The 14,097-nt window shown below is 70.6% G+C and carries 14 protein-coding genes; 5 read left to right on the forward strand and 9 right to left on the reverse strand.

Translation table 11 applies throughout. The features are described 5' to 3' along the window. Positions 1-43: 43 nt before the first annotated feature. Together OHT21_RS21955 and OHT21_RS21960 are read left to right on the forward strand one after the other, a co-directional pair. A complete protein-coding gene (locus OHT21_RS21955; RefSeq protein ID WP_443050413.1) occupies positions 44-817 on the forward strand; it encodes a response regulator transcription factor in 774 nt (257 codons plus the stop codon). Then, positions 814-2,280, forward strand: coding sequence for a sensor histidine kinase (locus OHT21_RS21960; RefSeq protein ID WP_328770062.1), 1,467 nt, complete (start codon positions 814-816; stop codon positions 2,278-2,280). Before OHT21_RS21955 ends, OHT21_RS21960 begins: the two co-directional genes overlap by 4 nt. Positions 2,281-2,652: 372 nt before the next feature. Here the strand turns inward: OHT21_RS21960 and OHT21_RS21970 are convergent, their stop codons facing one another. From OHT21_RS21970 to OHT21_RS22000, 7 genes are read right to left on the reverse strand one after another with little or no spacing between them, the layout of a single operon-like run. After that, positions 2,653-3,900, reverse strand: a complete 1,248-nt coding sequence (locus OHT21_RS21970; protein ID WP_328770063.1) for a beta-ketoacyl synthase N-terminal-like domain-containing protein — start codon at positions 3,898-3,900, stop codon at positions 2,653-2,655. Continuing rightward, on the reverse strand, positions 3,897-5,180 hold the full coding sequence (locus OHT21_RS21975) for a beta-ketoacyl-[acyl-carrier-protein] synthase family protein (protein ID WP_328774179.1): 1,284 nt from the start codon (positions 5,178-5,180) through the stop codon (positions 3,897-3,899). Before OHT21_RS21975 ends, OHT21_RS21970 begins: the two co-directional genes overlap by 4 nt. Continuing rightward, entirely contained in the window at positions 5,180-6,064 is an 885-nt protein-coding gene (locus OHT21_RS21980; RefSeq protein ID WP_328770064.1) for a cupin domain-containing protein, read from the reverse strand. Before OHT21_RS21980 ends, OHT21_RS21975 begins: the two co-directional genes overlap by 1 nt. A 15-nt stretch (positions 6,065-6,079) precedes the next feature. Continuing rightward, on the reverse strand, positions 6,080-6,331 hold the full coding sequence (locus OHT21_RS21985; protein WP_328770065.1) for an acyl carrier protein: 252 nt from the start codon (positions 6,329-6,331) through the stop codon (positions 6,080-6,082). After that, positions 6,328-6,708, reverse strand: coding sequence for an antibiotic biosynthesis monooxygenase family protein (locus tag OHT21_RS21990; protein WP_328770066.1), 381 nt, complete (start codon positions 6,706-6,708; stop codon positions 6,328-6,330). Before OHT21_RS21990 ends, OHT21_RS21985 begins: the two co-directional genes overlap by 4 nt. Continuing rightward, a complete protein-coding gene (locus OHT21_RS21995; RefSeq protein WP_328770067.1) occupies positions 6,705-7,460 on the reverse strand; it encodes an SDR family oxidoreductase in 756 nt (251 codons plus the stop codon). Before OHT21_RS21995 ends, OHT21_RS21990 begins: the two co-directional genes overlap by 4 nt. Continuing rightward, complete coding sequence (locus tag OHT21_RS22000; RefSeq protein WP_328770068.1) at positions 7,457-7,816, reverse strand: SchA/CurD-like domain-containing protein; 360 nt, start codon at positions 7,814-7,816, stop codon at positions 7,457-7,459. The genes OHT21_RS21995 and OHT21_RS22000 overlap by 4 nt, the downstream gene beginning before the upstream one ends. Positions 7,817-8,204: 388 nt before the next feature. Between OHT21_RS22000 and OHT21_RS22005 the strand changes: the two genes are divergently transcribed. From OHT21_RS22005 to OHT21_RS22015, 3 genes are all read left to right on the forward strand, one after another. Then, complete coding sequence (locus OHT21_RS22005) at positions 8,205-9,419, forward strand: FAD-dependent oxidoreductase (RefSeq protein ID WP_328770069.1); 1,215 nt, start codon at positions 8,205-8,207, stop codon at positions 9,417-9,419. Between the two features lie 75 nt (positions 9,420-9,494). Next, positions 9,495-10,415: an SAM-dependent methyltransferase gene (locus OHT21_RS22010; protein WP_328770070.1), complete on the forward strand. Its 921-nt coding sequence runs from the start codon at positions 9,495-9,497 to the stop codon at positions 10,413-10,415. Between the two features lies 1 nt (position 10,416). Next, positions 10,417-11,472, forward strand: coding sequence for a carbohydrate kinase family protein (locus OHT21_RS22015; RefSeq protein WP_328770071.1), 1,056 nt, complete (start codon positions 10,417-10,419; stop codon positions 11,470-11,472). 635 nt (positions 11,473-12,107) lie between these two features. On the opposite strand, the gene OHT21_RS22020 is transcribed toward OHT21_RS22015, so the two are convergent. Beyond that, on the reverse strand, positions 12,108-13,328 hold the full coding sequence (locus OHT21_RS22020) for an acyltransferase family protein (RefSeq protein ID WP_328770072.1): 1,221 nt from the start codon (positions 13,326-13,328) through the stop codon (positions 12,108-12,110). A 40-nt stretch (positions 13,329-13,368) separates the two neighbouring features. After that, positions 13,369-13,983 carry a TetR/AcrR family transcriptional regulator gene (locus OHT21_RS22025; protein WP_328770073.1) on the reverse strand — a complete coding sequence of 205 codons (615 nt, stop codon included), beginning with the start codon at positions 13,981-13,983 and terminating at the stop codon, positions 13,369-13,371. Positions 13,984-14,097: the final 114 nt, after the last annotated feature.

Below are 14,097 nucleotides of genomic sequence, written 5' to 3' on the forward strand. Positions count from 1 at the left end.
ATCGACCGTTCTTAGAGAACTCTGTCAATGTGACGGCGGCCCTATGGACCGGCACGAATCGGGTGACACTTACGGTGTGACCTCAACGACGCTGCGTGTCCTGGTTGTTGACGACGAGAACTATCTGGCGGACCTCGTCGCCACCGCTCTGCGCTACGAAGGGTTCGACACCGCGGTGGCGGGCACCGGAGGAGCCGCCGCCGAACTCGTCGAAGCGTTCCGCCCGCATCTCATCGTGATGGACGTCATGCTGCCGGACGGCTCCGGCATCGATGCCTGTCGCCGGTTGCGGCAGGACGGCTGCCAGGCCCCCGTTGTGTTTCTGACGGCCCGTGACGCCACGGAGGACAAGATCGCCGGGCTGACGGTGGGCGGCGACGACTACGTCACCAAACCGTTCAGCCTGGAGGAGCTCATCGCGCGGATCCGCGCGGTGCTGCGCCGGACCTCGCGTCCGGAGGAACGCACCAAGCTCACTTTCGCCGACCTGGAGATCGACGACGAGGCACATGAGGTGCGCCGGCACGGGGTGCGGGTGGATCTGACGCCGACCGAGTTCAAGCTGCTGCGCTACCTGGTCGCGCATGCGGGGCGCGTCCTGTCGAAGCGTCAGATCCTGGACCACGTATGGGAGTACGACTTCGGAGGCAGCGACGCCGTGGTGCAGACGTACGTCTCCTATCTGCGGCGGAAGATCGACGCCTTCGAACCCACCCTGATCCAGACCGTGCCGCGGATCGGTTACGTCGTACGGATCCAGGAGACGGACACCCGGCGGCGGAAGACCGGGCAGCAGGACTCCGAGGTCGGCCGATGACCCTGCGCACCCGGCTGGTCCTGGTGCTCTCCGGGCTGCTGGCCCTGGGCATGGCGCTCTCCGTCGGTGCCACCTTCGGCGCGCTCCAGGACTGGCGTCACGACCAGAACGACGAGGTGCTCGCCGCCGTGTCGGGTCAACTGCGCGATGACCTGGCCGCGGAGCGGAGCGGCGGAGGGCTAGCTCTGCCCCGCTCTCAGGACCAGCTGACCGGCATCTGGCGGGCATCCGCCGAGAAGGGCGACCTCCCCTCCTTCTTCCAGCTCCGGTCGCGGGACGGCCAGGTGCGCCAGACCTCCGACTTCGGCGCCCGGCCGGATCTGCCGCGCACCCTGCCCTCCGAACTGTGGCCGGACCGGGCCACGGCCGACGACCCCTCCGGAGGCGCGTTCCACCCGGTTCAGGGCCCCGACGGCAGCGAGTGGCTGCTGCACTCCTCCCGGCTCTCCGACGGAATCCTGCTCGTGGGCATGAAGACGACCGTGGCCGGCGAACTGATGCACCGCACCGCGATGGTCGCGGCCACCTCCGCCGTGGTCGCCCTGCTGGCGGTGATCCTGCTCTCGTGGCGTGCCGTCCGCGCCGGACTGCGTCCGCTGGAGTCGATCGCGGAGACGGCCGGGGCGATCGGTGACGGCGATCTGGCCCGTCGGATCCCGGCCGCCGGACCGCGCACCGAGGTCGGCCGGCTCGGCAGCGCGCTGAACGCGATGCTCGGCCAGATCGAGTCTGCGTTCGACGAACGGCGCCGTACGGAGGAGCGGTTGCGCCGCTTCGTCGCCGACGCCTCGCACGAACTGCGCACACCGGTCGCCACCATCCGCGGCTACGCGGAGCTGTTCCGGCGGGGCGCCGCGCATCGGCCCGACGACCTCGCCCAGGCGATGGCCCGGATCGAGTCGGAGGCCCGCCGTATGGGATCCCTCGTCGAGGAGCTGCTGCTCCTCGCCAAGCTGGACCAGGGCCTGCCGCTGGCCAGGGAATCGGTCGACCTCGGAGCGCTGGCCGCGGAGGCGGTCGACGACGCCCGGGTCCTCGCCCCCGATCGTCTGCTGCTGCTGGAGACCGAGACGGACTCGGGCCCGGTGGTCGTCCGGGGCGACGCGGACCGGCTGCGGCAGGTCCTGGGGAATCTGCTGTCCAACGTTCGGCAGCACACTCCGGACGGGACCGAGGCCCAGGTACGGGTCGGTAGCCGGGACGGGCAGGCCGTGATCGAAGTGGCGGACAGCGGACCGGGCCTCGACGAGGAGCAGGCCCAGCACGTCTTCGAGCGCTTCTACCGCGTCGATGCCTCCCGCGCCCGCGTCCAGACGTCCGACGAAGGGCCGAAGGAGGGGGTCGGCCTCGGGCTGGCCATCGTCGCCGCGGTGGCCAAGGCCCACGGCGGCAGTGCCGAGGTCGACTCGGCCCCAGGCAAGGGCGCGACCTTCCGCGTGCACCTGCCGCTCGAGCACTCCTGAACGTGCAGGTCCGCGTGGACCACGCCGGTGAACCGGGAGGACCGCTTCCTGCCCGGCGCGGACGGGGGCCGGCTCGACGGCTCAGCCCGGCGACGTACGCGGGCCGGATCTCCGTACCCACCCTGGTGGTCCAGGGGCAGACCGACTAACTGTTCCCGCTCGACCAGGGCGACGCGATCGCACGGGCCGTCGCCGCGGGTGGCGCTCCTGTAGCCGTGGACTGGATCTCCGGCGGCCACGACGGCGGGGAGGACGAAGAAGGACATCGTCTCCTGAGCCCGACGGGCATGCCGCCGCGGGCCGTGAGGGGCATCCCGCCTCACGGCCCGCGGTGGCCACGGCCTGGTCGTGGCCGGCAACCGTGTCTCCGACTCAGAGCGTGCGCCTGCCGCTTCCCGGCAGGCCGAGGACCGCCGCGGAGTTGAAGCCGCCCTCGCCCCTGGCCACCACGAGAGCGGTGCGCAGGCCGGCGTTCTCCCGGGCGGCGGTGACCAGCTCCAGGTCGTCGCCGGGCCGCGCGGTCAGGTTCACCGACGGCGGGACGGTGTCGTGCGCCAGGGCGAGAGCCGCCCAGGACAGATCCAGTGCGGCTCCCCCCGAACACAGCCTGCCGGTGGCCGTCTTGGGCACCGCGACCGGCACACCCCGCCTGCCGAAGACCTCCACCAGGGCGTCCGACTCCCGGCGGTCGAGCAGCGGTTCGCCCGCTCCGTCGGCGAAGACCACATCGATCTGCTCCGGCGTCAGACCGGCCCGTACGACCGCCTCGCGGATCGCCCGCGCCAGCTGCCGGTGGTCCGGCGCGGGCTGTGTCGGATGGTGCGCGTCATGCGTCGACGCCGTACCGAGCACCTCGGCATACGGCGCGGGTGCGCCCCTGCGGGCGGCCCACTCGGCGTCCTCGACCACGAGCATCGCGCCGCCCTCGCCCGGCACGTGCCCGGGACTGTCCGCCGCGAACGGCCGGTAGGCCGTCGCAGGTTCCGGATCCCGGCTGAGCGTGGCCCTGTTCGCCTGACAGGCCATGGCGTACGGGGACAGCGGGGCCTCCGTCCCGCCGACCACGACCGCTCCCGTACCGCGCGCGATCAGCCGCCGCGCCTGGGCCAGGGCGTCGACCCCGCCCGCGCCGTCCGCGACAAGCACCCCGCAGGCGCCCTTGAGCTGGTCGCGGATGGAGAGCTGGCCGCTGCTCGCCGCGTAGAACCATCCGATCGACTGGTACGCCGTGACCGCGCTGGGCCCCTTGCTCCACAGGTTGTGGATCTCCCGCTGGCCGAAGGCGTTCCCGCCGGAGGCGCTGGCCGTGACCACGGACAGCTCGAAGGGGTCGTGCCGGTGCGGATCGAGCGCGGCGTCCTCGAAGGCCAGCCGGCCGGCGGCCAGGGCCATCCAGGTCCACCGGTCGGTCTGCACCCGCAACTTGCTCTCGACCGACGCGCTCTCGTCGAACCCGGTCACCCGGCCGGCCAGCGGCGAGGGCAGCTTCGACGTGTCGAACTCCTGGATCGGGCCGATCCGGCAGACCCGTTCCAAGGTGTTCTTCCAGTGCTCGGTGACGCCGATACCGGTGGGGGCGACCACACCGATCCCGGTGATGACACTGCGCCGTACGGTCATGCCGCACCGCCCTTCACCGTCTTCGAGAACACCATCGCCGACTGGAAGCCGCCGAAGCCGCTGCCCACCGACAACGCGTGGTCGACCCTGGTCTCCCGAGCGGTCAGCGGTGTGTAGTCCAGAGGGCATTCGGGATCGGGCGTGGTGAGGTTGGCCGTGGGCGGCACCACCCCGCGGTCGATGGCCAGCGCACAGGCCGCCATCTCGATCGAGCCGATCGCCCCCAGCGAGTGCCCGATCACCGACTTGATCGAGCTGATCGGCACCCGCCGGACGGCATCTCCGAGCGCGTACAGATAGGCGGCCGTCTCATGCCGGTCGTTCTGCTTGGTACCGGAGCCGTGGGCGCTGATGTACCCGAGGTCGTCGCAGTTCAGCCGCGCCTGCCCCATGACGTCCTTGACCGCCTCGCCCAGCTCGAACCCGTCCGGACGCAGCCCTGTCATGTGGAAGCCGTTGGCCCGCGCTGCGTAGCCGGCGATCTCGCAGTAGATCCGCGCCCCGCGGGCCCTGGCGTGCTCGTACTCCTCCACGATCAGTACCGCGCAGCCCTCGCCGAGTACGAAGCCCTTCCGGCCGGCGTCGAAGGGCCGTGATGCCAGCTCGGGAGTGTCGTTCAGCGGGCTGGTGGCCCGGATCGCATCGAAGCAGGCCACGGTGATCGGCGTGATCGGGGCATCCGAGGCGCCCGCGATCATGACATCCGCCTCGCCGTCCTCGATCAACCGCAGAGCGTGCCCGATGGCGTCGATCCCCGAGGTGCAGCCGGTGGACACCACCGCCGCCGGTCCGTGCACGCCGAATCGCACGGCGAGTTCGGTGGCGGCGCTGGACGGCACCAGCGCCTGATAGAGGAAGGGCATCGCGTGCTGCGGGTCGACCTCCCACTCCCGGGCGTGATCGCTGACGACCACGTACTCCTCTTCCAGGGTGATCGAGGCGCCGACGGCCGACCCGAGGCAGACCCCGACCCGTTCCGCGTCCGCCGCCGCGAGATCGAGCCCTGAGTCCTCGACGGCCTCCGCGGCCGAGGCGAGCGCGAACTGGGCGAACCGGTCCGTGCGGCGGATCTCTCGTGGCGTCAACCCGTGTCCGGCCGGGTCGAAGTCGCACTCCGCGGCGATACGCGACCGGAAGGGACTCGGATCAAAGGCGGTGACCGTACGGATCGCGGACTTTCCGCTGACGATCCGGTCCCAGAACTCCTCCCTCCCCGCACCGCCGGGGGCGATCACGCCGATGCCGGTGACGACGGCCCTGCGTGTCCGTTCACCGGACATCATGTGGCCCCCGGACCGGTGAGGGCCGCGGTGAGGGCGCCGTCCGCGGACGGCGCCGGGTCGCCCGGGCCCGGCTCGGTGTCCACATGGCCGAGGTGCGGCTCCGGAGCGAGCGGGCCGATCTGGAAGACGACCAGTGCCTGCTCGTCGCCCGTGCTGGTCAGCCGGTGCCGGACGTTGCGCGGTATGTGCAGCGCCTGTTCCGCGCCTACCGTGACGGGCTCGCCGTCCAGGTCGACCCGGAGTTCACCGCGGGCCACGAACAGGTACTCCTCGGAGTAGGGGTGGTAGTGCTCCGAGACGCCCTCGCCCGGCTTCAGGCGGACCGCACCGCAGAAGCCGGCGGACGTTCCCGCGTTCGGCGGCGCCAGCAGGGTGCGCAGGTCGCCGCCGCGCCGGGTGTTCGACGGCACGTCGTCCATGCCCACCACGCGGCACCGGGCCCGCTCCACCCGCTGTTTGATCAGCTGCATCTGTACCGCCGAGTTGCGGTTGATGCGCTCGGTCATCGCCGCCGTGTCCACCGGGGCGTCCGGCTTCATGTGGAAGTCCTGGACCCAGCGCATCCGGGTGCTGTCCGGTCCCAGCTCCTCGTAGGTCCAGGTGATGTTCATGAACTCGAACGGTCCGGTCTCCACCCGTCGGGCCCTGACCGTCCGTGCGTCCTTGTCCCAGTGGCGTTCCGAGACCCAGGACCACACCCGTTCCTGCTCGTCCGGGTGCATGGTCAGCCGGAACGTGGCCGAGGTCGGGGTCTCCTCCAGGATGTCGACACTCGCGTACTCGGAGAACAGCTCCGGCCAGCGGCGCAGATCGTTCGTACGGTCCCAGACGAAGCCGAAGGGGGCGTCGATGTCGATGAAGTTGTCGGTGTGGCCGATCACTACGTGTCTCCGTCCTCAGGCCGCTGCGGAAAGGCGGGCGTCGAGAAGTCGCTCGACGTCGGCGGGCGTGCTCTCCGGCGTGATCTCCTCCTCGATGTCGACGCCGTAGCGGCTCTTGATCCGGCTGGCCAGTTCGACGCGGGCCAGCGAGTCCAGGTCGAGGGCCTCGAAGGACTTGCCGAACGCCGACTCCCCCAGGCCCGGGTCGAGGCCGACAGCGGCGAGCATGGCGGTCAGTTCATTTCGTACGGTTTCCGAGGCACTCATGTCTCTTCTCCTTCGCCGGCCGGGCCGGCTGACGGTGTCGTGGATACGGCGTGCTCGGTCGACGAGGCCGAAGCGGTCGACGCATGGATGTGAAAGCGCAGCGAGCGGGCTTCCGTGAAGCAGTCGCGCATCGGCTTCACCAGATCCCGGTGTTCCTGGGACCTCTCCCAGGTCTCGAAGTCCGCGATGTCGCGCCACTCGCTGGTGATGAGCCACTGCTCCGGATCGGTGGTGGACTGGCAGACCTGGTCCTTCACATGACCGGGAACGCCCGTGGCCACCAGGAACCGGATCTTGTCGTAGGCGTCCAGGAACTCCTGCCGCCGTTCGGCGGGGACGCGGATCAGGAAGACCACCCGGGCCTTGGGCACGCTCACCGGGCCGGCCTTCCGGCGCCGGGAGGCGGCCCGCCCGCCAGTGCGGAGCTGAAGCCGAACTTCCCGACGACGGGCACCACACCGCCGTACAGTCCGTCGGACTCCGTGCCGGTGAGGAACCGGACGGCGCGGCCGACCAGTTCGGCCTCCACCGTGAGCGCGGGGTCGACGTGCGGCATCTCCTTGCGCATCTCGGGGGTGTCGACCAGGGTCAGCGAAATCAGGTTGGCGTGGATGCCACGGTTCTTGACCTCGTGGGCCATCGAGCGCATCCAGGTGGTCAGGGCCGCCTTGCTCGCGGCGTACGAGGACATCGCGGCGAGCGGCTCACCAGCCAGCGGAGTGCCGAAGTAGACCAGTCGTCCGCCCTCGCTCAGGTGGGGCAGGACCGCCTGGGTGGCGACCACCGCCGACAGGAAGTTGGCCTTCAGCTGTTCCTCGTACGCGGACACGTCGGTGAGCATCACCGGGCCCACCGAGAAGCCGCCCACGAGATGCACCAGGCCGTCCAGCCGGCCGAACCGTTGCACCGCCTCGGCTGCCGCGTGCTGGGCGCCCTCCGGCTCCGTGGCGTCGGCCGGCAGAGTCCCGACCGTTCCGGAACCGCCGAAGGTGGCGGCCAGTTCGGCGAGCCGTTTCTCGTTCCGGCCGGTGAGCAGCAGCTGGTCACCGCGGTCGGCGAGGCACCGCACCGTGGCCTCGCCCAGTCGGCCGGTCGCGCCGGTGACCAGCAGGGCCCGGGGGGCGCTCACGCGTCCTGCTCGAAGACGGCGACCCGGGTGGTGACGTGCTCCATCATCGCCTTCTGGAAGAACGCCCTGGCCCCGGCCGGCGAGCTCATGTCGCGGGGCTCGACCAGGAACTCGTCGAGCTTGCGCTCCAGTTCCTGGATGGCGGGCTGCCTGGCCAGGTGCGCCATCACCCTGGGAAGGCTGCCGTCGATCTCCATCATGCGGACGACCAGGCCGTCCTTCATGAAGATCGAGGTACCGAGCAGCCGCGCCCCGTCGGGCGTGACCCACTCCGGCGGCGTGTAGTTGGCGAGCAGGTCCTTGACCACGGCCTCGGTGCCTGGCTTGACCCGGAAGCTGATCGCGTAACGCTCCATCGCAGATCTCTCCTCACGAGATGACACGGAACGAGATGACACGGAAAGGGATGTGCCGACCGGCGGGTAACCGGCTGCGGCCAGCCTGCCGTTCGGGCCGCGCCCGGGTCTTCCGGCGGCCGGGCGAGATTCGCTCTCCCCACCCGGGAGGAGCTCTCCTCCCTCCGCACGGGGTCCTCCACCATTGGGCGGGGCTCTCCTCCCGGCGGTGGTCGGCCGGTTCGTCCCCGCGCGGGAAGACGCCGGTCGTGCCGTCGCCCTAGCGTTCGGGGCAGTGCGGCGCGGCCTTCCCCCCGTCGCGCCGTACTGCTTCTGCCTGCACGCGCCGTACTGCCTCTGCCTGCGGCCGCGTGCTGCATCCCGTGCCGATTCCCCATGAGGAGACGCAATGGCCGACGACCGCGACGAGGTCATCGTCATGGGCGGTGGAATCGCCGGGCTGACCACCGTGTTGGCCCTGCGAGCCGCCGGCATCCCCGCGAAGGCGTACGAACGGGCCCCGGCGCTGGGCGCGGCGGCGGCCGGCAACGGTCTGGTCGTCTGGCACAACGCGGTGCTCGCGCTGCGCACCATCGGCCTGGACAAACACCTGGACGCCATCGGGGCCGAACTCCGCCGCTACCGGTTCCGGTCCCGGCGCAGCGGCACTCTCGCCGACTGGTCCATCGAGCAGGGTGCCCGTCGGTACGGTGCCCCGGCCTATACCGTGAGCCGTCCCGCTCTGCACGGCATGCTCACCGACCTGGTCGGCGACGACCTGGTGCTCGGCGCCAGGTGTACGGACTTCACCGAGGACACCGACGGGGTGACGGTGCGGTTCGAGGACGGCCGTACGATCCGCGGCCCGCTGCTCATAGGGGCCGACGGCCTGCGCTCAACGGTCCGGCGCCGCCTGATGCCGTACGAGCCACCGCCCCGCTACGCGGGAATGACGGCCTGTCAGGGGATTGTCGACCTGCCTCTCGACCAGGTTCCTGCCGGAGTGTTCGTCAACACCTTCGGAGAGGGAAGTTTCTTCGTCCACTACCGCCTCGACGACAACGCGGTCTACTGGGACGCCGTTCTCAGCGACCGCATCGGACGCGACCTGGGCCGGACGGCCACCTCCCTCGGACTCGGCGTCCGGGAAGCTCTGCTACGGGAGTTCGGCCCCTGGCCGGACCCCGTACCGGCTCTGATCGAAGCCACCGCGGAACCCGAGATCCTGCCCGTGGACATCTTCGACCGGGACCCGGTACCCCGCTGGAGCACCGACCGCGTCACGCTGGTCGGCGACGCCGCGCAGCCGATGACCTTCAACCTCGGCCAGGGGGCCAACCAGGCCATCGAAGGAGCGGTCGTTCTCGCCCAGTGCCTGTCCGGCACACCCGTCGACGACGTGCCCGCCGCGCTTGCCGAATATGAGCGACGCCGCAGGGACCGCGCCGTACGCATCGCCCGCCGCTCCAGGGCCAACGGAGTGCTCAGCCGCTGGCAGAACCCGGCCGTGTGCCTGCTGCGCGACGCCTTCATGCGGGTGGCCTTCGACCGGCTGGTGTACCGCAAGACCTACGAACTCACCATGGACACCGACCTGGTCCCAGGACCACAGACGGCGGCGTGAGCCCTCGCCTGCACAGCCGGTGCGCCCCGGACAACAGGCCCCAGACAACGGGCCCCAGGCAACAGGAGGACACCCATGACCACCCAAGTCCGCCCCACCAGTGGGGTCAGCCGGACCGCCGTCATCATCGCGCAGGCTCGGGCGACCGAGGACGCCCGGCCCGACCGGCTGTTCACCGACCCGTACGCGCAGTCCTTCGTCGATGCCGTCGGATGGATCCAGGTCGCCGAGGCGGGCCGCCTCAACCAAGGACACTTCGTCCTGCGCACCCGCTTCTTCGACGACTACTTCCGGGGCGCCGCGCAGGCCGGCTGCCGTCAGGCCGTCCTGGTCGCGGCGGGCCTGGACACCCGGGCCTTCCGCCTCGACTGGCCGGACGGCTTCCGGCTCTTCGAGATCGATCTGCCCGGACTGATGGCCTTCAAGGAGGCCGTACTGGGAGTGCGCCAGGCCCGCCCGGCCTGCGACCGGACAGCGGTACGGGCCGACCTCCGCGACGACTGGCCCGCCGCGCTGCTCACCGCCGGTTTCGATCCGCAGCAGCCGACCGCCTGGCTGGTCGAGGGCCTGATGATGTATCTGGAACCGGCCGACAACGACCTTCTGCTCGACCGCATCGGATCGCTCTCGGCTCCGGGCAGCCGACTGGCGATCGAGCACATCAACCAGGCTTACACCGAACTTCCGCAGATGAGGGCGGTGCACGAGCGGCTGCGCAAGGTCGGCGCCGCATGGCGCTCCACGGTCGAGGACCCCCGCTCGTGGCTCGGCCGGCACGGGTGGGCCGCGACCGTGGTACCGCAGACCGAACTCGCCGCCCGGCACGGGCGTCCGGTCCCCGAGCTGACCGACCCGGAACGTGTCGGTGCCGCCCGGATGTGGCTGGTCGAGGCGGTCCGAACCGACGAGGCGGAGAGCGCCGCCCCCGCCGACCAGGTCAGTGAAGGGGAACAGACCGACCGGGCCGGCGCGCTGCGCGCCGCGGCAGGAGGCTGACATGCGTATCGCCGTCACCGGGTCCATCGCCACCGACCACTTGATGACCTTTCCCGGCCGTATTACAGAGCTGCTGATCCCTGACCGGCTGCACACGCTGTCACTGTCGTTTCTCGTCGACAGCCTCGAGATGCGCCGTGGCGGGGCCGCGGCCAACATCGCCTTCGGGCTCGGCCTGCTCGGCCTGGATCCCCTGCTGGTCGGCGCAGTGGGAGGCGACTTCGCCGACTACGAGATCTGGCTGAAGGAACACGGCGTCGACACCTCCGGAGTGCGGGTGTCGACCCGGCAGCCAACAGCCCGCTTCGTCTGTATGACGGACCAGGACTCCAACCAGATCGCCTCCTTCCATCCCGGCGCTATGGCCGAGGCACGCGACATCGACCTCCGGCAGCTCCTGACAGGAGATCAGGACATCGGCCTTGTCGTCGTCTCGCCCGATGACCCCGAAGCCATGCGGCTCCACACCGAGCAGTGCCGGGAACTCGGCGTGCCCTTCGCCGCGGATCCGTCCCGGCAACTCGCCCTCCTGACCGGCGCCGAAGTGCGTGACCTCGTACACGGCGCCCGCTGGCTCTTCACCAACGAGTACGAATCCGCCCTCCTTCTGAAGCGCACCGGATGGTGCGGCCAAGAGGTGCTCGACCGGGTCGGCGCGTGGGTCACCACCCTCGGCCCGGGCGGCGTCCGCATCGAGAGCGCCGATGGGCGCAGCACTACGGTGCCCACCGTCCCCGGAGTGCCGGTGGCGGATCCCACGGGTGTGGGCGACGCCTTTCGCGCGGGGTTCCTGGCCGCCTGTGGCTGGGGTCATCCCCCCGCCGTCGCAGCGCGCCTGGGATGCGTGCTGGCGGCCGAGTCGCTGGGCGGCCTCGGATCGCAGGACTACGAACTCACGCCGCGGCGGCTGCTCACCACCCTGGCCTCCGCCTACGACCACCGGACGGCGCAAGGGCTCGTACGGGATCTGCGGCACGTCGGACGGACGCGGACGACGGACGACCGCCGGGGCATGGCCGACGCTCGTCGGGCGTCGGCCGTGGCGACATCGAGTTGACGCGGTACGGCCGGTCCGTCGACGTCACACCCCGCAGTGGGCAGGGTACTCAGCAGCACAGTGATCGGCTTCAGGAAGCTCCGTGATGGTGTGAGAAAGGCCAGGGCGTAACCATATGAGCCGCCTGTCGTTCTACTGGTACATCCGCCGCGTGCTCGAAATGTGCGCGGTCTCCGCCGCCGGTGCCACGGCTTCGCCGAGGTGACCGGCCCAGCGTCCGGCGGGGCGGTATTGGGTGCCCCTGACCCGGAAGGGCCATGGGGAGTCCAGATACCGGCAATGCGTCACCGCCAGTGACGCTGCATGCGGGCTCTGCCCAAGGATCGGCCCGGACTCGTCCGCGCTCGTTACGCTTCCGCCCCTCGGGTCACGCGATAACCCAGGATCCTTAAGAGTTCCAGAGACGCTTTCCCTGGTCGAGTGTGAACTGAGCGCAGCGTTCCCAAGTGATCAGCGCCCGCCCTCCGAGCAGCGGTGCTCTTCGTTGCGGCGGCACCGGTCGGCATGGCGTGGTTCGCACCCGACCGCTGCTCGGCGGAGCCCCCTCGAACGGACCCGGCCCGCACCACGAGCCCTTCCCCCGCCGCCTCGGCGCCGAGCACCTGCTCTGCCACATGACAAGGACTGACCCTGCGTCACAGCACCCGCCGCAATCCCGGCAGTCGGCGCAGCACGGCAGCGAGCAGGAAGGCGGACAGTACCGCGGCGACGGACACCGCACCCCACGCTGCCGCCCCGGTCAGGCCCCGCCCCACGAGGTAGTACTGCAGAGTCACCGCGAGCGGCAGATGGATGATGTAGACGGCGTACGAGTCGGCGGCCAGCTCCCGCGAGAAGTGGCCGCATGCTGTGACCGTTTCGCGGAACAGGGTGAGCAGGCCGACGCCCAGCGCCACGCACAGGGCGCTGTCGTACACCGCCCACAGTGCGGAGGGGGCATCGAGCCCGCCGGGACCGAAGCAGGGCGCGTCCGCACCGAGGGCGAACAGCAACGCCACTCCCGCGAGTCCGCCGGTCAGCCACACCCAGCCGGTGCGGGCATCGAAGCGTTCGAGCCAGCCGTGGCGGTGGGCGAGGACGCCGAGGGTGAAGAAGGCGGCGTACTGCGGGAGTCGGGCGGGTTCAATCTGGAGGAAGTCCAGGAACGGGACCCAGGTGTCCAGCGGGTAGCGCAGGCGGATGGCGAAGGTGGCGGCGGCGATCGCGGCGGTGAGAGCGAGCAGGGCCCGGTGGCCCGGGACCGGCATCCCGCGACACTCACGGCGCGGGCGGCCCGATCGGCTCTTCAGGAGCCGGGCCGTCTGGCGGCACAGGACGTACAGCACGCTGTAGGCGAGCAGGTTCTGGATGAACCACAGGTGGCCGAACTGCAGGTCGGGCCAGGACGGGCCGGACCAGTCCGCGGGCTTGTCGCCCAACCCCAGGTACACGTCGGTGAAATAGCGGGGGAAGGAGATCGGCGGGTAACCGCGGTAGTGGACGTAGTACGCGTACATCAAGGCCGGCACGATCGTCAGCGCACCGACGAGCAGCGGCACCCCGAGACGCAGCAGACGGCCCGTCAGGAAGCGGCGGGGGCCCTTGCGGTCGTACGAGCCGGGCACGAAGACCGCTGATGCGAAGAAGAACAGGCTCATGAAGAACGCCCCGTCGACCGCGGACAGCGTCGCAAGGGCGCGGGTGCGCGGCTGGCCTTCGACGTACCACCAGTCGGCGGGGCCGTAGGGCTGGGCGGCGTGGTGGACGACGACCAGGATGGTCAGGGCGATGCGGAGGTTGTCCAGCCAGGCGAGGCGGTGGGCCGCCGGGGCTGGTGAACGCGACTGCTCGGAAAGTAAGGAAGAGGGAGTGTCCATGTGTTCATTCTTGTAAACACGTGCACACTCCGCACTGGTGCTAGCCCCCGTCCGCGCCCTCGAGGAAGCCGTAGTAGCCGCGCAGCAGGAGTTGCTGGTTGGCCGCGCTGCGGCGGGCCAGGACCTCGGGGGCGAACATCGGCTCGTCGAGGTTGGGCTGCATGACGCGTTCCAGCAAGAGGGGGCCGAGGATCAGGGAGAGCATCTGGAACGGAGCCCACTCCGCGTCGGGGCCGTGCTCTCCGTAGACCGCGGACAGTCGCTTCAGTTCCGCGCGGGCGCCGGACAACAGGCGGCTGAAGAGGGCCGCGCTCGCCTCGCTGTCCTCCAGCAGTGCGTGCCGCAGGTAGCCGCGCAGGACCGGATCCGCTCCGAAGACCCGGGCGGACACCTCGCCGAGGGAAGCCATCAGCCCCTTGTCAGGGTCCAGGTCCCTCAGTTGCTCGGTGATGCGGTCCAGCACGTACTCGTCGACGGCCGCCCGCAGGCCCTGCTTGGAGCCGAAGTGGCGGGTCACCAGCGCCGGTGACAGCCCGGCTGCGGCCGCCACCGCCCGTGTCGAGGTCGCCTCGAAACCGTTCTCGGCGAACAGCTCCAGGGCCGCCTCGCGCAGCCGTGCCCGCCCCGTCAGATCGCTCTTCGCCACCGCCCGCATGGCGGCAGCGTATCCACCGGCCGCAGTGGCCCGGTCAGCGGCGGCGCGCCTTGGCCCGGTCCAGCGGCGACGCCCAGCGCAGCCGGGCCGATCTGCGTCGGTCTGCATCGGAGT

Origin of the sequence: Streptomyces sp. NBC_00286, from assembly GCF_036173125.1 — a bacterium.
Taxonomy (GTDB): domain Bacteria; phylum Actinomycetota; class Actinomycetes; order Streptomycetales; family Streptomycetaceae; genus Streptomyces.

What these genes read in the sequence shown, in the direction of transcription:
- OHT21_RS21955 (WP_443050413.1), top strand. Translation starts at nt 44, where the DNA reads ATGGACCGGCACGAATCGGGTGACACTTACGGTGTGACCTCAACGACG.
- OHT21_RS21960 (WP_328770062.1), top strand. Translation starts at nt 814, where the DNA reads ATGACCCTGCGCACCCGGCTGGTCCTGGTGCTCTCCGGGCTGCTGGCC.
- OHT21_RS21970 (WP_328770063.1), bottom strand. Translation starts at nt 3,900, where the DNA reads ATGACCGTACGGCGCAGTGTCATCACCGGGATCGGTGTGGTCGCCCCC.
- OHT21_RS21975 (WP_328774179.1), bottom strand. Translation starts at nt 5,180, where the DNA reads ATGTCCGGTGAACGGACACGCAGGGCCGTCGTCACCGGCATCGGCGTG.
- OHT21_RS21985 (WP_328770065.1), bottom strand. Translation starts at nt 6,331, where the DNA reads ATGAGTGCCTCGGAAACCGTACGAAATGAACTGACCGCCATGCTCGCC.
- OHT21_RS22000 (WP_328770068.1), bottom strand. Translation starts at nt 7,816, where the DNA reads ATGGAGCGTTACGCGATCAGCTTCCGGGTCAAGCCAGGCACCGAGGCC.
- OHT21_RS22005 (WP_328770069.1), top strand. Translation starts at nt 8,205, where the DNA reads ATGGCCGACGACCGCGACGAGGTCATCGTCATGGGCGGTGGAATCGCC.
- OHT21_RS22010 (WP_328770070.1), top strand. Translation starts at nt 9,495, where the DNA reads ATGACCACCCAAGTCCGCCCCACCAGTGGGGTCAGCCGGACCGCCGTC.
- OHT21_RS22015 (WP_328770071.1), top strand. Translation starts at nt 10,417, where the DNA reads ATGCGTATCGCCGTCACCGGGTCCATCGCCACCGACCACTTGATGACC.
- OHT21_RS22020 (WP_328770072.1), bottom strand. Translation starts at nt 13,328, where the DNA reads ATGGACACTCCCTCTTCCTTACTTTCCGAGCAGTCGCGTTCACCAGCC.
- OHT21_RS22025 (WP_328770073.1), bottom strand. Translation starts at nt 13,983, where the DNA reads ATGCGGGCGGTGGCGAAGAGCGATCTGACGGGGCGGGCACGGCTGCGC.